The 19490-nt window shown below is 38.4% G+C and carries 19 protein-coding genes; 9 read left to right on the top strand and 10 right to left on the bottom strand.

The window, feature by feature from the left end:
* Nucleotides 1-71 precede the first annotated feature (71 nt).
* Nucleotides 72-1403, bottom strand: coding sequence for an anaerobic C4-dicarboxylate transporter family protein (locus FBD94_RS01880; RefSeq protein ID WP_205945823.1), 1332 nt, complete (start codon nt 1401-1403; stop codon nt 72-74).
* Between the two features lie 183 nt (nt 1404-1586).
* Entirely contained in the window at nt 1587-1739 is a 153-nt protein-coding gene (locus tag FBD94_RS25870) for a hypothetical protein (protein WP_165503531.1), read from the bottom strand.
* Nucleotides 1740-1807: 68 nt separating this feature from the next.
* Between FBD94_RS25870 and FBD94_RS01875 the strand changes: the two genes are divergently transcribed.
* The 3 genes from FBD94_RS01875 to FBD94_RS01865 all read left to right on the top strand — a co-directional run bounded on the left by FBD94_RS01875 (nt 1808) and on the right by FBD94_RS01865 (nt 5213).
* Nucleotides 1808-2974 carry a homogentisate 1,2-dioxygenase gene (locus FBD94_RS01875; protein WP_136878862.1) on the top strand — a complete coding sequence of 389 codons (1167 nt, stop codon included), beginning with the start codon at nt 1808-1810 and terminating at the stop codon, nt 2972-2974.
* 61 nt (nt 2975-3035) lie between these two features.
* Nucleotides 3036-4166, top strand: coding sequence for a 4-hydroxyphenylpyruvate dioxygenase (gene hppD / locus FBD94_RS01870; protein WP_136878861.1), 1131 nt, complete (start codon nt 3036-3038; stop codon nt 4164-4166).
* A gap of 126 nt (nt 4167-4292) precedes the next feature.
* A complete protein-coding gene (locus FBD94_RS01865; RefSeq protein WP_136878860.1) occupies nt 4293-5213 on the top strand; it encodes a YihY/virulence factor BrkB family protein in 921 nt (306 codons plus the stop codon).
* 9 nt (nt 5214-5222) lie between these two features.
* On the opposite strand, the gene FBD94_RS01860 is transcribed toward FBD94_RS01865, so the two are convergent.
* Together FBD94_RS01860 and FBD94_RS01855 are read right to left on the bottom strand one after the other, a co-directional pair.
* Nucleotides 5223-5495 (bottom strand): hypothetical protein, encoded by a 273-nt coding sequence (locus FBD94_RS01860; RefSeq protein ID WP_131607658.1) that lies wholly within the window; start codon nt 5493-5495, stop codon nt 5223-5225.
* 112 nt (nt 5496-5607) lie between these two features.
* Complete coding sequence (locus FBD94_RS01855) at nt 5608-6195, bottom strand: porin family protein (protein ID WP_136878859.1); 588 nt, start codon at nt 6193-6195, stop codon at nt 5608-5610.
* Nucleotides 6196-6338: 143 nt separating this feature from the next.
* Between FBD94_RS01855 and FBD94_RS01850 the strand changes: the two genes are divergently transcribed.
* Complete coding sequence (locus FBD94_RS01850; RefSeq protein WP_131607656.1) at nt 6339-8105, top strand: sensor histidine kinase; 1767 nt, start codon at nt 6339-6341, stop codon at nt 8103-8105.
* 16 nt (nt 8106-8121) lie between these two features.
* Here the strand turns inward: FBD94_RS01850 and FBD94_RS01845 are convergent, their stop codons facing one another.
* Nucleotides 8122-8421: a hypothetical protein gene (locus FBD94_RS01845; protein WP_131607655.1), complete on the bottom strand. Its 300-nt coding sequence runs from the start codon at nt 8419-8421 to the stop codon at nt 8122-8124.
* 111 nt (nt 8422-8532) lie between these two features.
* Between FBD94_RS01845 and FBD94_RS01840 the strand changes: the two genes are divergently transcribed.
* Nucleotides 8533-9477: a tetratricopeptide repeat protein gene (locus FBD94_RS01840; protein ID WP_131607654.1), complete on the top strand. Its 945-nt coding sequence runs from the start codon at nt 8533-8535 to the stop codon at nt 9475-9477.
* Here FBD94_RS01840 and FBD94_RS01835 read toward each other — a convergent pair whose 3' ends face one another.
* Genes FBD94_RS01835 through FBD94_RS01825 form a run of 3 tightly spaced genes read right to left on the bottom strand, consistent with a single transcriptional unit; the run spans nt 9478 to nt 12605 of the window.
* Complete coding sequence (locus FBD94_RS01835; protein ID WP_136878858.1) at nt 9478-10062, bottom strand: riboflavin synthase; 585 nt, start codon at nt 10060-10062, stop codon at nt 9478-9480.
* A gap of 10 nt (nt 10063-10072) precedes the next feature.
* Nucleotides 10073-11557 carry an acetyl-CoA carboxylase biotin carboxylase subunit gene (gene accC, locus FBD94_RS01830; protein ID WP_131607652.1) on the bottom strand — a complete coding sequence of 495 codons (1485 nt, stop codon included), beginning with the start codon at nt 11555-11557 and terminating at the stop codon, nt 10073-10075.
* A 13-nt stretch (nt 11558-11570) separates the two neighbouring features.
* Nucleotides 11571-12605: a threonine aldolase family protein gene (locus FBD94_RS01825; RefSeq protein ID WP_131607651.1), complete on the bottom strand. Its 1035-nt coding sequence runs from the start codon at nt 12603-12605 to the stop codon at nt 11571-11573.
* Between the two features lie 323 nt (nt 12606-12928).
* On the opposite strand from FBD94_RS01825, the gene FBD94_RS01820 reads away from it, so the two are divergent.
* Nucleotides 12929-13786: an N-acetylglucosamine kinase gene (locus FBD94_RS01820; protein ID WP_131607650.1), complete on the top strand. Its 858-nt coding sequence runs from the start codon at nt 12929-12931 to the stop codon at nt 13784-13786.
* 257 nt (nt 13787-14043) lie between these two features.
* Here FBD94_RS01820 and FBD94_RS01815 read toward each other — a convergent pair whose 3' ends face one another.
* On the bottom strand, nt 14044-14733 hold the full coding sequence (locus FBD94_RS01815) for an NUDIX hydrolase (RefSeq protein WP_131607649.1): 690 nt from the start codon (nt 14731-14733) through the stop codon (nt 14044-14046).
* 277 nt (nt 14734-15010) lie between these two features.
* Between FBD94_RS01815 and pfkA the strand changes: the two genes are divergently transcribed.
* The 3 genes from pfkA to gap are packed head-to-tail and all read left to right on the top strand — an operon-like array spanning nt 15011 to nt 17847.
* A complete protein-coding gene (gene pfkA, locus FBD94_RS01810; protein ID WP_131607648.1) occupies nt 15011-15997 on the top strand; it encodes a 6-phosphofructokinase in 987 nt (328 codons plus the stop codon).
* A 1-nt stretch (nt 15998) separates the two neighbouring features.
* Nucleotides 15999-16841 (top strand): hypothetical protein, encoded by an 843-nt coding sequence (locus FBD94_RS01805; protein ID WP_131607647.1) that lies wholly within the window; start codon nt 15999-16001, stop codon nt 16839-16841.
* Between the two features lie 4 nt (nt 16842-16845).
* On the top strand, nt 16846-17847 hold the full coding sequence (gene gap, locus FBD94_RS01800; RefSeq protein ID WP_131607646.1) for a type I glyceraldehyde-3-phosphate dehydrogenase: 1002 nt from the start codon (nt 16846-16848) through the stop codon (nt 17845-17847).
* Between the two features lie 81 nt (nt 17848-17928).
* Here the strand turns inward: gap and FBD94_RS01795 are convergent, their stop codons facing one another.
* Nucleotides 17929-19485, bottom strand: coding sequence for a RagB/SusD family nutrient uptake outer membrane protein (locus FBD94_RS01795; RefSeq protein WP_131607645.1), 1557 nt, complete (start codon nt 19483-19485; stop codon nt 17929-17931).
* Nucleotides 19486-19490 lie beyond the last annotated feature (5 nt).

The raw sequence follows: 19490 nt of genomic DNA, 5'->3' as shown, positions 1-19490 counted from the left end.
GTATTATTTATTTTTAAGTAGTTGCCCAAAGCTATATAAAATTAAACAAATGCCCGACAATATCAACGAAGTTAAAGCACAATGGCAGCGATCAAAAAGCCGACAGCAATCGTTACCGTTACAGTGGTTAAACCGGAAGGCATAAAAGAGTGATTGACTAAAAACCGACCTATTCTAGTGGTACCGGTTCTGTCAAATCCCATCGCAGCCACCAATGTTGGATAGCTTGGAATCACAAAATCACCGTTAACAGCAGGGAACATCGCGATGAGTGCTGGAGCTGGAATACCCAATGCAATACCTAGTGGCATTAATGCACGTACCGTAGCGGCCTGACTAAACAAAAGAATAGACATCACAAATAAGGCGATCGCAAAAGTCCATGGATGTTCGGTCACAAATGCGCTTAAATGTGTTTCAAAGAAAGGCATATGCGCTTGTAAATAAGTATCGCTCATCCAGGCCACCCCAAATATGCAGACTACAGCTTCACCTCCAGATCTAAAAATACTAGATTGAGAGACCTTTGTAGCTGGAATCTTTGAGACAAAAACAATGGCTGCAGCAGCTGCAAGCATCAACAATTCGATCATTTCGACCATACGCATGGCTTGCATTTTGCCATCTGTAAGAAACGAAGGACGAAGAGCAGGCATTGCAGCAAATACGACTACGCTAAATACAGCAAAAAGAAATACATATACTGATCTTTTAGCTTCGGTACTGAAAACTTTCTCTGTCTTTTGATCAGCCGGGTCACCGTCCAACAACTTCACAAACTCAGGATCTTTTAATCGCTCCAAAAATTCAGGATCTTTCATCAGGTCTTTTCCTTGTCTGTTCGCCACAAGCGCCCCAGCAAGTACACCGATAATGGTTGCCGGAATAGCAACGATAAGGATATGCGTTAATTCGTATCCTTTTGGAGCCAATAAAGCAGTGAGGGCCACCGTAGCCGCAGAAATAGGACTTGCTGTAATGGCCATGTGAGCCGCAATTACAGAAATACTAAGCGGGCGTTCTGGCCTCACCCTTTTTTTAGTAGCTACCTCTGCAATAATAGGCAGCAATGAGTAAATAATATGTGCTGTGCCTGCTACAAGGGTAAAGGTATAAGTAACCAACGGACCAAGCCAGGTAATGTGATTTGGATTTTTACGTAGTATTTTTTCAGCTATGCTTACCATATAATCCATTCCGCCGGCAGCTTGCAAAGCAGCCGCAGCGGTAACTACAGACAGGATGATCAACATTACATCTATTGGTGGCGTGGTTGGTTTTAAGCCAAAACCTAATGAAAATATCAGTAAACCAACAGCACCCATTACCCCTAGCCCCACTCCTTTCATTCGTGCACCTACCAATATCAGCAGAATTAAAACTGCTAGCTGTATCCAAATCATTGTATAAATTATTTATATTTTAATTATTCTTATTATGAAAGCCTAAATATATAATTAATTTTAATACACAACCTTCTACCAGCAATTAATATTAGCGAAGCAACCCATGTAACATTTGTAGCGAAATAACATTCCTTAAAATAATATCTGTCTTATTATTTTGGTTATTACTGGATTAAATACTTAATTTAGCAGACGCAATAGAAAATGATAAAAAGCTGTTTCACATACCAAAATCAAGTAGCCACGCAAGCCCTGGCCGCATTCAGGTATGCCATGCTTTCTAAAATCATTTTCGCTCAATATTCCATATAGCATTTCCTCTTTTAATGCCATTTGATAAAACGTTTTCGTCGTTTTATCGTTATTACCATATTATTCTAACCAATTAACTGAATGTTGCAATGCCAATTTATCATACATTAGGATCTATTCCTCCTAAACGCCATACGGTTTTTCGGAAACCAGATGGAAAACTCTACGCTGAAGAACTGGTTTCGACAGAGGGTTTTTCAAGTTTGTATTCTCTTGTTTACCACTGTCACCCACCAACCATCGTAAAAGCATTGGGCGAACCTTATTCTGTTGAGCCTAAAATAGCGAGAGAAAAGCATTTAAAACATACCAGTCTGATCGGCTTTAACATTAAGCCCGAAGATGACTATTTAAAAAGTCGTAAGCCAGTACTGGTAAACAGCGACCTCCACATTTCGTTGGCTGCACCAAGAAAATCTATGACTGATTATTTCTATAAAAACAGTCAGGCTGATGAGGTGATCTTTATCCATGAAGGTACTGGAACGCTAAGAACAGGATTTGGAAAAATACCTTTTAAATACGGTGACTACCTGGTGATCCCAAGAGGAACCATTTACCAGATGGAATTTGACGACGAGAAAAACAGGTTATTCATTGTAGAAAGCTTTAGCCCAATACGTACACCGAAACGTTATAGAAATGCTTTTGGGCAATTAGAGGAGCATTCTCCTTTTTGCGAAAGAGACATTAGACGTCCGCAGGATTTGGAAACAATTGATGAATACGGTGATTTCAAAGTACTCATCAAAAAACAAGGCATCATGTATCCTTACACTTATGGTACACATCCTTTTGATTTTGTAGGCTGGGATGGCTTTCACTATCCATGGGCCTTTTCTATCCATGATTTTGAGCCTATTACTGGTAGACTACATCAGCCACCTCCAGTTCATCAAACTTTTGAGGGACACAACTTTGTGATCTGTTCATTTGTTCCACGTAAATATGATTATCATCCACTGTCTATCCCTGCTCCTTACAACCATAGCAATGTAGATAGTGATGAGGTATTGTATTATGTTGATGGTGATTTTATGAGCAGGAAAAGTGTCGTAAAAGGACAGATCACCTTACATCCAGGGGGTATACCTCATGGTCCGCACCCGGGTACTGTTGAGAAATCAATTGGGAAAGAAAGTACAGAGGAACTGGCTGTAATGATTGATCCTTTCCGCCCTTTAATGTTAACGGAAGATGCGGTAAATATTGAAGATGAAAGCTATCATCGGAGCTGGCAAGAAAACATTGAATAGCAGCGCGATTAAGAGCTGAGGCAAAAAAGAACTAACTAACTTATTATTATAAAGAACTAAAATGTCAACACAAACATTTGCAGAAAAGATTGCCAAAGCGCAGGATTTTCTTCCAATAAATGGAACGGATTATATAGAGTTTTATGTGGGTAATGCTAAACAAGCAGCTCATTATTACAAAACGGCCTTTGGTTTCCAATCGCTAGCATATGCTGGTCCGGAAACAGGGGTGCGCGACCGTGCTTCTTATGTATTGAAGCAAGGAAAAATTAGATTGGTATTAACTACCGCTTTAAAATCAGAAAGCCCGATTGCTGAGCATGTAAAATTGCATGGTGATGGTGTTAAGATTTTGGCACTTTGGGTAGACGATGCTTATAGCGCATTTGAGGAAACTACTAAACGTGGTGGAAAACCTTATATGGAACCTGTTACGCTTACTGATGAGCATGGTGAAGTTCGTATGTCGGGGATTTATACCTATGGCGAAACTGTACATATGTTTATTGAACGCAAAAATTATACAGGTACTTTTTTACCGGGTTATAGAAATTGGAACAGTGATTACAATCCCTCTGATGCAGGATTATTGTACATAGATCATTGCGTGGGTAATGTAGGCTGGAACAGGATGAACGAAACTGTGAAATGGTACGAGGATGTAATGGGTTTTGTGAATATCCTTTCATTTGATGACAAGCAAATCAATACCGAATACTCGGCATTGATGAGTAAAGTAATGAGTAATGGAAATGGATTCTCCAAATTCCCGATCAATGAGCCAGCCGAAGGCAAAAAGAAATCACAGATTGAAGAGTATTTAGAATTTTACGAAGGCGAAGGGGTGCAACACATTGCAGTAGCTACAAAAGATATTTTGACTACAGTAAAGGAATTAAAAGCTCGAGGGGTTGAGTTTTTAAGTGCACCCCCTGAAGCCTATTACAATATGATGCCAGAAAGAGTTGGCGAAATCGATGAGGAAATTGCTCAACTTAAGGAGCTGGGAATATTGGTAGATTGTGACGAGGAAGGTTATTTGTTGCAGATTTTCACAAAACCGGTAGAAGATCGTCCAACCTTATTTTTTGAAATTATTCAGCGTAAAGGTGCCCAATCATTTGGTGCCGGCAATTTTAAAGCCTTATTTGAGTCTTTAGAACGCGAACAGGAACTAAGAGGGAACTTATAAAAACCTCTTATTCATTTAAAAACGGGACGGGCAACCTTTTATAAGGTTGTCCGTTTTTTTATTGGCTCCGATATCCCCGATTTAAAAAAAATAGCTATTTTCGAAGTCTAAGGCAATACGCGGGGAATGGAAATCAACATACTTTACAGATCAAGGCTTTTTTTTACCAGATTTGGTGCTGCGTTTAAGCTGTTCCAAAAAAATGACCCCTTACGCTTAGCGGGTGCTACAGCCTTCTTTACAAATTTCGCGCTTCCTCCAATTCTATTAATCCTCATTCGGTTATTCGGCTTTTTTATAGATAGAAAAGAACTGGCAAGGCGTCTCTTTGAGAGATTAGCCAACATTTTAGATGATAGAAGTACCTTACAAATCAGACAAACACTAAGAAATATAAGGGGCATAGATCAACATTGGTATGCGACCCTTTTTAGTTTTGTTTTTTTTCTTTTTGTGGCCACCACCTTATTTAATGTTATTAAAAACTCCATGGACCAAATCTGGTCTATTGGCATCAAAGAGCATTCGAGTTTTATGTTTAAAATGAAATTACGTGGCCGCTCCATGATTATTATATTACTAGCGGGTATCTTGTTCTTTGTCGGCCTACTTACAGACAGTGTACAAAGCTTTATTGGCGACTATGTAAATACAGCGGCTCCAACTTTTGGAAAGATATTCTTATCCGTACTTAATCAGCTTTTGTTTATAGCGATCGTTACCACCTGGTTTTCGGTCCTTTTCAAATTCTTAACCAATGGAAGACCTACCTGGGATGCTGCGATCAGGGGTGGACTACTAACAGGAATATTATTTACGATAGGTAAATACCTATTGCGCATACTACTTCCATTAAGTGGGATAGGCAATATCTACGGCACTTCGGGATCTATTGTGTTGATTATGCTGTTTGTATTTTATTCTTCTTTTATATTTTATTTCGGCGCCTGCTATGTCAAAATACTAAGTGACGACAAAGAAACGCCGATACGACCGATTAAGGGTACGTTTAATTATGAGATAAAAGAAGTGACAAAGGATACTTAAAGCACATGACTACCTGATGGCAACCTGCTCAAATCCCTGCATTTCAAACACAGCCAATTTATTAAGTAAGTTGTAATGCAAGGTTCCAAAAAAGTTAACTATTCCGTCCTTATTCTTTCCTTCAATACAAATACTTTCTTTTACAATTTCCTTGTGTCTTAAATACTGTTCAGAAAGAATTAACTCTTCATCCTGAATTGTGACGTCTGCAGCATCAATTGAAAACTGTTTCAGAAGCTCCGAAAAGCTCTTTCCATTTAAAAGCAACTCTTTAATTTTCATAGCAGTATATAATTAAGTTAGGGAGAGATACAAGAACAATTATAACGCCAAAAAGAAAGGGTAAATTACTAGAACTTACCCTTTTACACAAAATGTGGAAAACTTTCTGTTTTTAGAACAACCTGTAAGCCAATCCTAAAGTAAACAAACTCAATTTTGTATCGTCATAGCCATTTTTTCCAATTTTAGAAAGTCCGGTTTCGTACCTTAAATCGACACCTAAATTCCCCACATCCAGGCCGGCACCGAATTGCCATGCAAAGTTCTGACCTTTAAAATCACCCTTAAATGCACTTCCTGCAGCATCCTTTAAAGATTGATCATCACTTAATACAAACGATACTACAGGGCCTGTATTTAAACGTAAGCCAACTCCTGCAGCACCAAACTTAGTACCAACAAGAATTGGTACATCCATACTGGTAAATTTCACTTTATTTTCCTGGCCTGATGCATCCTTTAATGTTGAGTTTTTACCACTCAGATACAACTCCGGCTGCAGATGAATACCTGCTGCACCGATGCGTGTCCATAGACCAACATAATAACCAGCTCTATTGTCGCTGCTGAAAGTATTTTCTGTACTTAATTTAGAAAGATTTGCTCCACCTTTAAGGCCCAATTGAAAACTAGGCAAAACCTGACTAAATGCAGCCAGATTTAAAGAGACAAGCAATGCGGATAAAATTATTTTTTTCATAGGATGGATAAGTTTATGATTAAATTATCTATGTAAAACTAAGAATTTTTTTCAATTGAAAAGTAATTTACGTAGTTTTATATCTACACCTATAACAATGCTTCAAACACTTTCAGCGCGGTTAATCATCTTTATCTATTCGAATGAATTTTACCTTTAATTCGTACGCCATTACGCTAATTTTCTGTGGCATTGTTACTCTTTTTTTTTCGTACCGATTATTTCAAAAAAAAGGGGAAGCTGTCCGATTTTTTGGGTTCATGCTATTGTCTAATGCCATTTGGTCATTAGGTTATGGCTTTGAACTCGCCAGTGATTCACTGAGTCAGATCCGTTTTTTCATCAACATTGAATACCTAGGCATAACAACGTTACCTATAAATTGGTTTTTATTTTGTTTACATCTGGCCGGCAAAGATTCCTGGTACAAGAAACCGCTAAACCTCAGCGTTTTACTAAGTGTATCCCTGATCACCATATTATTAGTGTGGACAAATGATTACCATCATTTACAATACAAAAGCCTTAGCCTCGACCATTCGGGCCCGTTCCCAACACTTGTTATAGAACCGGGTATATGGTACAGGTGTTTCACTATTTATTTCTATCTACTTATGGGGATAGGAAGCTATCTCATACTTTCTACCTTCCGAAAAGCCGACGCCATCTACAGAAGACAAAACTATACCATATTTGTTGCCGCATTAATCCCCTGGATGGTTAACCTTGCTTACTTACTTGGTGTACGTCCATTCGACAATCTCGATCTTACCCCCTTTGCATTTATTGTAGCCATTGCTTTGATTTCAATGGCTATTTATCGATTTAAATTATTTGACATTCTTCCCGTTGCCAGAGAAAAGGTACTGGACCTTATTCAAGATGGTTATCTCGTTTTAGATGGTAAAAACAGGGTAATTGATTGTAATCTTGCTTTCAAAAAATATCTTCAAGAAGATAAAAAAAACAAAATTATTGGGGAACAGATTGAATTCTTATTTCCACAGCAAAACGAACTGCTCGATTTTCTGAAAAATCACAATTCAGGGAAGATTGAAATGAAAGTTCAAATTCACCAATCTACATTTGATCTGGAAGCAGACGTTATGTACCTAAACGACAATCAACTAAACAATGAAGCTACAGTTATAAAACTTCAGGATTTAACTGCTGTAAAGGCTGATGCTTTAAAATCCAAACAACAAACCGAAGAACTTAAAAAGTTAAACCAATTAAAGGATAGGATATTTTCTATTATCGCACATGACCTTAGAGGGCCTTTGGTAAATTTATCAGAAGTCCTAAAAATGGTCAATACAGATATGATTACTGTCGAGGAGTTCAAAACCCTGGCTCCAAAACTCAGCAGAGATATTCTTTATACCACTGATCTTTTAGAAAACATTTTACATTGGTCGAGAAGCCAGCTAAAAGGCTATGGCATCAACAAAACGCATTTCGAATTGAGGAACATGATCATCAACGAAGTGAACTATCACCTTCCCTCGGCAGCGATAAAGCGTATTCACATCATACATGATGTATTTCCGGGCATGATTGTTTATGCCGATATGCTCATGATCCAAATTGTAGTCAGAAATATTTTAAACAATTCCATTAAGTTTTGCAATGAGGAATGCGAGATCAATATTACGGCTGTTTATAACGAACACTATCAAATGATTCTATCTATTGAAGACAATGGCATGGGCATGTCAAAGGAAGCCCTAAAAATGCTGATCAATGGTTCGAGTGTTTCCACAAGAGGCACCATGAATGAAAAAGGTACAGGTCTGGGTTTGGTAATCTGCAAAGATTTTATGGAAAGGAACAGTGGAAAAATGGAAGTCACCAGTGAAGTTGACAAAGGCACCAAATTCCAGCTGTTCTTGCCAATTAGTGAGCTATAAAATCTAATACACCAATTTATTGTCCGGTTGCGCCATTAATGGCTTGCTGCTCTTTTAGTGCATCAACATTATTTTTATCTCCGAAATTATTGGTTTTATCCTCAAAATACGTCAAAATCGCCACAATGGTATCCAGGTTATCTGCTACCCGTTGATGCATATCGGAAAGATCTTTATCTAATCTTTTATCCCCAAGCTCAATATTGTCAACTTCAATTTTCCCTATTTTTTGGATAATTGCCTGCTGTGAGTTCTGCAAATCACCCAACTCTCTTACAATCTTCTCCATTAATTCAAACTTTTTTAAAGTATCCATATCTCAATTTTTAAAAGATTAACGTTCTATTTACTAGTTAATGAACCAATTATCTGGCCAATATGTTTTAATTTTTGGTAGTAACTGTTGTTTTTACTAATTTTCCGACCTATGAAGAAGCCTTTTCTTTTATTTTTTTTGTGTATCATTTATCAATTGACGCAGGCACAGACTGCCGAGAATTTAGACCGTGAAAAACTACTAAATTACTATCAGGCACAACAATATACCGAAGCGGCACAATATCTTCAAAGCATTTACAGCGACAGTACTGATATAAATAAAATAAAGCAACTGGCTTATGCTAATCTAATGGCCGGTAAATTACCAGAAGCTACAGGGTTTTACCTGAAGGTGCTAAAAATAGACAGCAACAATTTCAATGCTTATAAACAATTGGCAAAATTGGATACTGATCTTCAAAGTCCTTTAAGAAAAGCCTACCTACTAAAGGCAAACCAATTAAATAATCAGGATGCTGAAGTAGCAACAGGGCTGGCGGATTTATATTTCAAAAACATTCAATTTAATAAAGCCGAAGAGATCCTGGATTCGGCTTTAGCGGCAGACAGTACTAACCTCCTATTATTGAATGCAAAAATGCCAGTAAGCATGGCTTTAAAAAAGTACCCTGAAGCTATAAAAGCAGGAAAAATGCTATTCGGATCTACCTACATTTCGGCTGAAAACCTATTTTTCCAAATGGCATTATCTTACCGTGCTATTAGAGATTACAAAACTGCAACCAGCTATTTACAGAAGGCCATAAAAGAAGGGATTTCGCAAAAAACAGCCTCTTATTATGGGCTATTAGGAGATTCGTACGAGAGTTTGAACCAAAATAAGGAAGCGCTTGAAGTTTACAAAAGAGGTCTGCTGTTCGAAAACAATGGCAGTTTATACTACAATATCGCCTTGCTTTACGAAGACAAGCTGAACGATAAAAAGAATGCAATCAGCTATTATTCGCAATACTTAAACAATATAAAAGACCCTCAGAAACAAAAGCGCCACATCGCCTTTATCAAAAATAAGATTGAGGAATTAAAAAGATAGCTAGCGGTTTACCAGTCGGGCAACATACTTACCAATAATATCAAACTCAATGTTCACGGTATCCCCTACATTTACCTCATGTAAATTGGTATGCTCAAAAGTATAAGGAATAATAAAGACAGAAAACTCATCCTTTTCAGAGCCTACAACGGTTAAACTGATTCCATTGATGCATACCGAGCCCTTTTCTACCGTAACATTACCATTGGTAGCATCATACTTAAAACGATATTCCCAACTACCATCTAACTCAGCCCTTTTAACACAAACGGCAGTCTGGTCTACATGACCCTGAACGATATGCCCATCTAACCTGCCATTCATTTGCATACAACGTTCCAGATTAACTTTGTTACCGACTTTCAGATATAGCATGTTACTCTTTTCCAACGTCTCCTGAATCGCAGTCACCGTATGTGTATCTTCAGTTAAAGCAACAACTGTTAAACAAACCCCATTGTGTGCTACACTCTGGTCTATTTTAAGTTCGTTACTAATTGTCGATTGAATCGTAAAATGCAGATTTGTACCCTCTGCAGTTATGTTTTTAACTTCTCCAAGTGTTTCTATTATCCCTGTAAACATATCAATTTCACTATTTATTTAACCTGTTTTTCCTCCAGTTGCTTGTGCTTTCCTGCAAAGTTTGTTCCTGCTTAGCTACCCCCTGTTTTTTAAAAGACATTGCGGCAAACAAGGCTGCCATCAAGGCTTCCTCATCATTTTCAATTTTCAGACTATCGGCGTTAAAGTATTTGCTCACAAAATGCGTATCAAATTTACCGGATCTAAAAGCATCGTGTTGCATTACAAATTTACCGAAGCTCAGGGTGGTTTGTATACCAGTGATCTGGTATTCATCAATCGCTCTCAGCATCCGTTCAATCGCTTCTTCCCTATCCTTACCATAGGTGATCAACTTGGCAATCATCGGATCATAATAGATTGGAATTTCCATCCCTTGTTCAAAACCATCATCAACCCTTACACCATTGCCTTTAGGCGTTTTATAAGTCTGTAAAGTACCAATATCTGGCAGGAAGTTATTTTCAGGATCTTCTGCGTAAACTCTTAACTCCATCGCATGCCCGTTAATTTCCAGATCTTCTTGTTGATAAGAAAGCTTTTCGCCACGTGCAATTTTAATCTGTTCTTTTACCAGGTCCAAACCGGTAATCATCTCCGTTACTGGATGTTCTACCTGCAAACGGGTATTCATCTCTAAAAAGAAAAAATCAAGGTTTTCATCCAGAATAAACTCTACCGTACCAGCACCAACATAATTTACAGACCTTGCCACATCCACTGCGCATTTGCCCATTTTGTTTCGGATTTCATCCGTTAAGATGCTGGATGGAGCCTCTTCAATTACCTTCTGGTGTCTGCGCTGAATGGAACATTCCCTTTCAAAAAGGTGAACAATATTTCCGTGGGTATCTCCAAGCACCTGTATTTCTATATGTCGTGGTGAAGAAACATAGCGTTCGATAAATACGGAGCCATCACCAAAAGCCGATTGCGCTTCACTTACCGCTAGTTGCATTTGCTCTTCAAAATCGGATACCTGCTCTACTACACGCATTCCTTTACCACCCCCACCAGCTGCTGCTTTAATTAAAATTGGAAATCCGACTTCCACAGCTCTTAGCTTTGCTTCTTCAATATCTGTAATGGCTTCTTCTGTACCTGGAACCATGGGTATTTTGTACTTCAATGCTGCAGCTTTGGCCGACAGCTTATTGCCCATTATTTCCATCGCCTCAGGTGTAGGGCCGATCAGGATCAGTCCAGATGCTTTTACCAATCTTGCAAAACCTGCGTTTTCAGATAAAAACCCATAACCAGGATGAATGGCCTCTGCTCCTGTAGTTTTACAAGCTTCAATGATCTTCTCTCCTATAAGATAAGATTGATTAGAAGGCGCGGGCCCTATACAGACAGCCTCATCGGCATACAATACGTGTAATGATTGGCGATCTGCCTCTGAATAAACGGCAACGGTTTTTATCCCCATTTCTCTGGCTGAACGCATGATACGCAATGCGATTTCGCCGCGGTTGGCTATAAGAATTTTCTTCATTAATGGATGAAAGTTATTTATGAGCTGATAAGTGCAAATGTATTATGTTTTCGATTGCCCTATCTATCATTTCTTCAGAAATATTTAAATGTGTCACCATTCTTACCGTTTTTGGTCCGGTAGCATTACAAAGGACTCCGCTTTCGGCCAAATGGTGTACCACAGTTTCAGGTCGTATACCATTAGCAAGTTCAAACACAACAATATTAGTTTCGACAGGGAGCACTGAGCAAACATAACTCACCTTACTCAATGCATCGCCCAATGCCTTAGCATGTTTATGATCCTGGGCTAGTTTCGGAATGTTATGATCTAAAGCATAAATACCAGCAGCGGCTAAAAAGCCTGCCTGACGCATACCGCCACCAAAGGCTTTCCTAATTTTAATGGCTTCCCTAATGGTTTCCTTTGAGCCCAATAAAACCGAACCCACCGGAGCACCCAGCCCTTTAGACAAACAAACTGATATCCCATCGAAATACTGTCCGTAAGCCAATGCATGGTCTCCTGTTGCGGTTAGCGCATTAAATATACGGGCACCATCCAAATGCAATTTTATTTCTTTGATATTACATAGCGTATGAATAGGTTCTATCTGAGCTAGGTTGTAACAGGCACCACCGCCCTTATTCACTGTATTTTCCAATACCACTAAACTGGAGTTTGGATAATGAATATTTTCTTCATTTATTTCAGGTTCAATCAGCTCTGGCGTAAGGATACCTCTTATCCCATTCACTAACCTAACCGACGCCATAGAATGATAAGCAATGCCCCCCCTTTCATAACGATATACATGGGAACCCTGGTCACAAATCACCTCATCCATTGGCTTTGTGAAACATTTAATGGCAATCTGATTGGTCATTGTTCCCGATGGACAAAACAAGCCGGCCTCCATATTAAAGAGTGCAGCAAGTTTATGCTCCAGCGCATGTACGGTTTCATCTTCACCAAATACGTCATCTCCGACTTTGGCAGTCATCATTGCCTCTAGCATACCACTATCTGGCACCGTTACGGTATCGCTTCTCAGATCTATTTTCATGGACATAAATTTTCTATACAATATTACTGAAGCGCTTTCAAATTACCACCAATATAAGCATAAAACTTACAGGATATCCTCGTAGTTTTACCCCCACTTTTTGGGCTGGAATTTTAAATTTGGATTTTAAAATAACAAGTGTAATTTAGCTTAGTGTTTATTTAACAATATCTTAACCTAAAAAAAACAAAAAAACACACTTCATCAGTATTTAAAGGGCGAAAAATAATTAAACAACCAAAACCAAAAAAATAAATTTATGAGCAAAACGTGTACAAAAACAGTAGGATTATTTACTTTTACCCCGAAAAAAACGAACTAAGATGATAGTTATTGCAGATGGTGGTTCAACCAAAACGAATTGGTGTTTAATTAACGAAGCTGGAAGAAAAATTCTTTTCAATACAGAAGGCTATAATCCATATTTTTCCAAAACTGATTACATTGTTGAGTCTTTAAGAAAGTCTCTTCCAGATCATTTAGAAACTGAAAAATTAACCGAGGTAAACTACTACGGAGCGGGTTGTTCAACAGAAACAAACAGAAAAATTGTAGCAGATGCTATGCAACAGGTTTTCCCTAATGCAAAGATTAACATCGGGCACGACCTATTGGCTTCGTGCAGGGCTTTACTGGGAGATGAGCCAGGTTTCGCGGCAATTCTGGGTACAGGTACAAACTCTTGCCTTTACAATGGTAAAGACATTACGTTGAATATAGATTCATTAGGTTACTTTTTAGGTGATGAAGGCAGCGGATGTTTCATCGGAAAAAAGATCCTGAGCGATTACATGAAAGGTTATATGCCTAAAGGTCTTAGAGAAAGTTTCTATGACAACTACGCCTTAACCAATGAGGATATTTTTGATCATATCTATAACAAACCTCTTCCTAATCGTTTTTGCGCAGGATTCAGTAAGTTTGTTTACGATTATAAGGACAGTTACGAAGACTATACTTTCAATACAATAGACTATGCGTTTACCGCATTTTTTGATAACCTGGTTACGCATTACCCGAACTATAAGGATTATAAATTAAACTGCGTTGGTTCTGTAGGCTATAGCTTCAGAGATATATTAAGTGTAGTGGCTGATAGGTATGAAATGGGCATCGGAAAAATCATCCGTTCTCCTATAGATGACCTTGTTGATTACCATGTAAACATCGTAAACAAATAGTAGTCATATTAAATAATATAATAAAGGCCCGTATCACGAAGATGATACGGGCCTTTTGTTTTTAGGCAAGTTGTCTGAGCGCTTTGGTAATTCTTCGGGGAGCCTGGCTCAGGGCTAGGACCGAACAAGGGGTGTCCTAGGACCCTCCTAGGAGTCTGGTAGGACTCATAGTCCTATAAAAGCCCTATGAGATGCCTCTAAAGCTCCTTCCAAGGTGCAACCCTATTCGAAGCGTTACCGAAGGCCTATACAAGCCTCTAAAATGAAATCTCTTTACTAAATAATTTGGCGTATTTCCTTTTGTCAAACTTATACAAGGTTGCTGCTCTAAATGAAACTCCATACTGTTTCTCATTTAGATCTCTTAGCACGCCGAAACTCAACATCTTTTTCCTGAAATTTCTTTTGTCCAGTTTTTTATTCAAAATCACTTCATAAACATTTTGAAGCTGGGTTAAGGTAAATTTCTCTGGCAATAGTTCAAATGCAATAGGTTGATGCTTAATCCTCCGTTTGATCTTCTCCATTCCTTTTTCAAAGATTTCCTGATGATCAAAAGCCAGCTTAGGCAGGTCTTTAACATTTCTCCAATAAGCCTGCTTAGCATAATTACTAATTGGTTTTACAACTTTATCCCCTCCTAATCTTAAAAGGGCGTAATAGGCTATACTGACTACTCTACCTTGTGGGTGCCTGTTTACATCACCAAAGGTATAATACTGCTCCATATAGATATCACTTAAGCCTGTAAGCTCATGTAAAATTCTGGTAGCCGATTGGTCTAAACTCTCATCCTCTTCAACCAGGTTACCTGGTAAGGCCCACCAGTCCTTAAAGGGTTCTTCGTTCCTTTCAATTAGAAGAATTTTCAATTCTCCTTCATCAAATCCGAAAAGCACACAATCAATCGAGAAAGTGGAATTAAATTTTGGCAAAATTTCTTTCAAAACATTAATTGTTAGATATTATATATTCCCTGATCTTTTTGAAATTTTCCGGGTTTTCACACGTTATATTCCAGTAGAATCATTTTGACACCAAAATGCAAATAACTTTTGATACTGCAAAAAACAAAATCAATCCCATCAAAAGATATCAGCATTACGCATTATCTTTTTTTTACAAAAAAAGATAAATAAATACACTTGTTTCGTATTAACTTAGGAAAATTAAAAATAAATTACTTAGTGTAAAAAATACACGCTATATTCGTATCTATAAATTATGAGACCAAATATTAAAAATATCGCTGTATTAACATCTGGAGGAGATGCTCCCGGAATGAACGCTTGCATCAGAGCAGTGATTAGAACCGGAATATACAATGGTATCAATATGTTTGGTGTCATGCAAGGATACCAGGGATTAATCAATAACAACATTATTCCCATGGATGCAAGATCCGTGAGTAACATCATTCATCTTGGGGGTACCATTCTAAAAACAGCACGCTGTTTAGAATTTAAAACTGAGGAAGGACTGGAATTGGCTTACAAAAATCTTCAAGCTCATGATATAGATGGACTTGTGGTTATTGGTGGTGACGGAACTTTTACCGGAGCCAAGCGTTTCGGAGAAAAATTCGGCATCCGGGTGATCGGTGTTCCAGGAACTATTGACAATGACCTTTACGGCTCTGACTTTACCCTAGGATATGACACAGCCATTAATACTGTTATTGAAGCTATAGATAAAATCAGAGATACTGCAGATTCTCACGACCGCTTGTTCTTTATTGAAGTAATGGGCCGTGATTCGGGCTGTATCGCCTTAAGAAGTGCCATTTCTAGTGGTGCCGAAGCAGTGCTACTACCAGAAAGAGAGACTAGTTTAAATGAATTGATCGCTCAACTGGAAACCGGTGCATCTACCAAAAAGACTTCGAGTATTGTAATTGTATCCGAAGGACATAAAGATGGTGGAGCCTACGATGTAGCAAAAAAGGTTAAGGAACGATTTAATCATTATGATACCAAAGTTACGATCTTAGGCCATCTTCAGCGTGGAGGTAGTCCAAGTAGCTTTGATAGAATCCTGGGCAGCAGACTTGGTTTTGCCGCAGTTAACGAATTGCTAAGGGGAAATACCATGCAAATGGTTGGTTTGAGAGGCAATGAAGTTAAAACAACAAGTATAGAAGAAGCACTAACCAGACATACTTTTAAGCTGGAAAGTGATTTATTGGAAATGACTAAAGTTTTATCCATCTAACATGATAGCAATAGTATATAGCGGATCAAAAACAGCGTTCTGGAAAATTGCCAAAGATGGCAAGGCTATTGCCGAATGCAGTATGCCTGGAATTAACCCTTGTTTTAATGACCAAAAAACTATTCTTCAGTATTTAAATAAAAAAGCTACGCTGATCAATCATGCCGAAAGCATAAAAAAGATTTATGTTTTTGCTGCTGGTGCTTCGTCTGACGAAAGAAAAGAAGAGCTTGCCCATACATTAGGCCTATTTTTTAAACACAGTAAAATAACTGTTAAGGATGATCTTTATGGCGCGGCTATATCGGCATGCTTTAACAACAGCGGTATCGTAGGTATTTTAGGTAGCGGAGCCAACTGCGCCTATTTTGACGGTAAAAAACCGGAGAAAAATAATTTTGGACTGGGTTATGTTTTTGGAGATGAGGGCTCGGCCAATTATCTTGGAAAAACAATTTTAAAGCGTTTTCTTCAGAACAAACTTCCTGCTGATTTGCAGAAGCAGTTTGAGTTGAAATACAATCTAGACAGACCACAGATACTGGAAAGGGTGTATAAAAAACCTATGGCCCAGCTATTTTTAAGTTCTTTCTTTGATTTTTTCCTTGAAAACAGAGACAATAAATATATACTGGAGATTATAGACAATGCTTTTGAACTCTATTTTCAAACGTATTTATTGCCAACAGTTAAACTTCACCCTGGAAAAGAAATACATTTTGTAGGTATTGTTGCTGGAAGCTTTCAGGATCAATTACGTGCAATTGCAAAAAAACATGGGCTCTCCATTACAACTATTACTAAGGAACCTATATATAATTTATTAAACTACTATTCAAATTAATAAGATGAGCAAAATTGGAATTAACGGCTTCGGCCGTATCGGCAGACTGGTTTTTAGAGCTGCTTTAAAAAGAGGATTAGATATCGTTGCGATTAATGACCTTGTTGAGCCGGATTACATGGCTTATATGTTAAAATACGACACTACACATGGTCGTTTTGATGGCACCATTGCTGTAGAAAATGGTAACCTTGTAGTAAACGGAAAAACAATCCGTATTACAGCTGAAAGAGATCCAGCTAATTTGAAATGGGATGAAGTAGGTGTTGAAGTTGTTATCGAATCAACTGGTTTATTCTTAACAAGAGCTGACGCTGAAAAACACATTGCAGCAGGTGCTAAAAAAGTGGTATTCTCTGCTCCGGCAAAAGATAGCGACATCCCTACTTATGTAATGGGTGTTAACCATGATAAATTAACTGCAGATCAAACTATCGTTTCTAACGCATCTTGTACTACAAACTGCCTTGCACCAATCGCAAAGGTATTAAATGATAACTTTGGTATCGTTGAAGGTTTGATGAGTACAATTCACGCAGTTACTGCAACTCAGAAAACTGTTGATAGCCCGTCTGCTAAAGACTGGAGAGGTGGTCGTGGTGGTTTCTCTAACATCATCCCTTCTTCTACTGGTGCTGCTAAAGCAGTAGGTATGGTATTACCAGAATTGAAAGGTAAATTAACTGGTATGTCTTTCCGCGTACCGGTTGCTGACGTTTCTGTTGTTGATTTAACTGTACGTTTAGAAAAAGCTGCAACTTACGAAGACATTAAAAAAGCCATGAAAGCTGCCTCTGAAGGTGAGTTGAAAGGCGTATTAGCATACACAGAAGATGATGTAGTTTCTTCTGACTTTATCGGAGATGACCACGCTTCAATTTTTGATGCAAAAGCTGGTATTTCATTGAATGACAACTTCGTAAAAGTAGTTTCTTGGTATGATAACGAATGGGGCTATTCTTCTGCATTAGCTAAATTCGTAGAGTACTACGCAAACTTAAAGTAAAACCCGTTCATACAGGTTTATATTTGGTTAGAAAAGGGATGTGCGTGGATGCGACATCCCTTTCTTTGTTTAAATCAACTCCTACTTATTAGAAGTAGGATCGTAAGTTCCCGACCAAGGCGTTAAGCCCCACTGTGGATTTAAAAGAATCACATTATTAGAAATCCGCATTGAAAAATTAGCGTTGTTAACTAGGCCAGTATAAGTTTTCGTACCAATGCTGTGCGTAATGCTAGTCTTGCTCCAAGGCTTACCGGCATCAAAAACATAACGTTTAATATCAAATACACGTTGAAAAGTACCAATCGGCATTTCTCTACGACGCTCTTTTAAAATCTCAAAAAGCAAGTTATCCTGACTCAATGCAGCACCATTTACCAAATCTGTATTAGCCCCTGAATAACGATATTTACGCAGCAGATTCAAATCTGTAAGTGCAGCACCCAAATCATTTAAACGGGCACTCGCTTCTGCTTTCATCAACAACAATTCAGGATAGGTAATTCCCTCACTGCCTAACATTTTCGAATCGCGATAATACTTAGTTACTACACCATCATCATACTTCACACCCCCTACAGTTGTAGCATAACCTAAAGCCTTCAATGCGAACAACTTGTATCTTCTATCCGTTATTTTGTCGAACAAATCCAAGAACTCCGGTGAAGGATAGTGACCTGTTCCTGATGGAGATAGTCTAAAAAACAAGTTCTCCCTGTTGTCACTCTGATTCAACAATAAATCCGGTCCTTGTAACTCCAACGCCACCTCCACATCCGTTCCTGGGGAAGGCGAAGCATTTGGATTGGGTTTATAAGAGAATACATTATAGTTATAAATCATGTTGTCCACTCCCCCTTTAATTACTACCGAGCGATTCCAGGCTTCCTTAGCATGCTCCAACATCTTTGGCCAATCCCTTTTATACATATAGAATTGAGTCAACAGCGCATGAACAGCTGAAACATTGGCACGACTGGGGTTAGCCACATTATTCGGAGCAGCCAACGCATCCTTTAAATCCTGTTCAATCAGCGCAAACGCTCCTGCGGTGGTTGACAATTCAGGATTAGGTGTATTAGGATTTGCCGAAATACGATAAGGAAGCACCTTTGTATCATTTGCACCGTTAGGATCATACATAGGGCCATAACCAAGTGTACCGACCATTATCGACCAGGCACGACCAGCCTTAGCTTGCGCGGTGATCGTTTTCCCCAATTCAGATCCCGAAGCATTAGGCAATTCCTTTACCCCTTCAATTACATTGTTAAACAATCCAAGTGCACGATAAATACCCCAATCCCAGGTATACTGAGGATTTCTGGGATTTTCATAAGGTAAATAGAAAGTATAAGCAGCATAACGATCAATATTTGGATGTGTGCTTACGTACAAGTACTTTGCCTGATTTTCACTAAGTTGAAAATTATCCCCTAAAAGCGCATAATAACTCCCTCTGTTGTTATCAATAAAGTGATAATCCAATGTACTGCTGTTATTTAAAAGATTCTCCAATTCTTCCGCTTTGGCGGGAATCAACTTCCCTACCGGTTTAACATCGAGATACTTTTTGCATGATGATACCAGCAATACCAAGACTGCCAAAAGTACCGTATTTAAATATTTTGTTTGCATAATTT

This window comes from Pedobacter hiemivivus, assembly GCF_005144565.1.
GTDB classification, from domain to species: Bacteria; Bacteroidota; Bacteroidia; order Sphingobacteriales; family Sphingobacteriaceae; genus Pedobacter; species Pedobacter hiemivivus.
The sequence above is the reverse complement of the archived record's forward strand: the minus strand, read 5'-3'. Positions and strand labels throughout refer to the sequence as shown.

Bases quoted from the DNA above. Each gene is read 5' to 3' on its own strand.
- gap (WP_131607646.1), top strand. From the start codon at position 16,846: ATGAGCAAAATTGGAATTAACGGCTTCGGCCGTATCGGCAGACTGGTT.
- FBD94_RS01850 (WP_131607656.1), top strand. From the start codon at position 6,339: ATGAATTTTACCTTTAATTCGTACGCCATTACGCTAATTTTCTGTGGC.
- FBD94_RS01880 (WP_205945823.1), bottom strand. From the start codon at position 1,403: ATGATTTGGATACAGCTAGCAGTTTTAATTCTGCTGATATTGGTAGGT.
- FBD94_RS01855 (WP_136878859.1), bottom strand. From the start codon at position 6,195: ATGAAAAAAATAATTTTATCCGCATTGCTTGTCTCTTTAAATCTGGCT.
- FBD94_RS25870 (WP_165503531.1), bottom strand. From the start codon at position 1,739: ATGGCATTAAAAGAGGAAATGCTATATGGAATATTGAGCGAAAATGAT.
- FBD94_RS01820 (WP_131607650.1), top strand. From the start codon at position 12,929: ATGATAGTTATTGCAGATGGTGGTTCAACCAAAACGAATTGGTGTTTA.
- FBD94_RS01875 (WP_136878862.1), top strand. From the start codon at position 1,808: ATGCCAATTTATCATACATTAGGATCTATTCCTCCTAAACGCCATACG.
- accC (WP_131607652.1), bottom strand. From the start codon at position 11,557: ATGAAGAAAATTCTTATAGCCAACCGCGGCGAAATCGCATTGCGTATC.
- FBD94_RS01845 (WP_131607655.1), bottom strand. From the start codon at position 8,421: ATGGATACTTTAAAAAAGTTTGAATTAATGGAGAAGATTGTAAGAGAG.
- FBD94_RS01825 (WP_131607651.1), bottom strand. From the start codon at position 12,605: ATGAAAATAGATCTGAGAAGCGATACCGTAACGGTGCCAGATAGTGGT.
- FBD94_RS01835 (WP_136878858.1), bottom strand. From the start codon at position 10,062: ATGTTTACAGGGATAATAGAAACACTTGGAGAAGTTAAAAACATAACT.
- FBD94_RS01795 (WP_131607645.1), bottom strand. From the start codon at position 19,485: ATGCAAACAAAATATTTAAATACGGTACTTTTGGCAGTCTTGGTATTG.
- pfkA (WP_131607648.1), top strand. From the start codon at position 15,011: ATGAGACCAAATATTAAAAATATCGCTGTATTAACATCTGGAGGAGAT.
- hppD (WP_136878861.1), top strand. From the start codon at position 3,036: ATGTCAACACAAACATTTGCAGAAAAGATTGCCAAAGCGCAGGATTTT.
- FBD94_RS01860 (WP_131607658.1), bottom strand. From the start codon at position 5,495: ATGAAAATTAAAGAGTTGCTTTTAAATGGAAAGAGCTTTTCGGAGCTT.
- FBD94_RS01805 (WP_131607647.1), top strand. From the start codon at position 15,999: ATGATAGCAATAGTATATAGCGGATCAAAAACAGCGTTCTGGAAAATT.
- FBD94_RS01840 (WP_131607654.1), top strand. From the start codon at position 8,533: ATGAAGAAGCCTTTTCTTTTATTTTTTTTGTGTATCATTTATCAATTG.
- FBD94_RS01865 (WP_136878860.1), top strand. From the start codon at position 4,293: ATGGAAATCAACATACTTTACAGATCAAGGCTTTTTTTTACCAGATTT.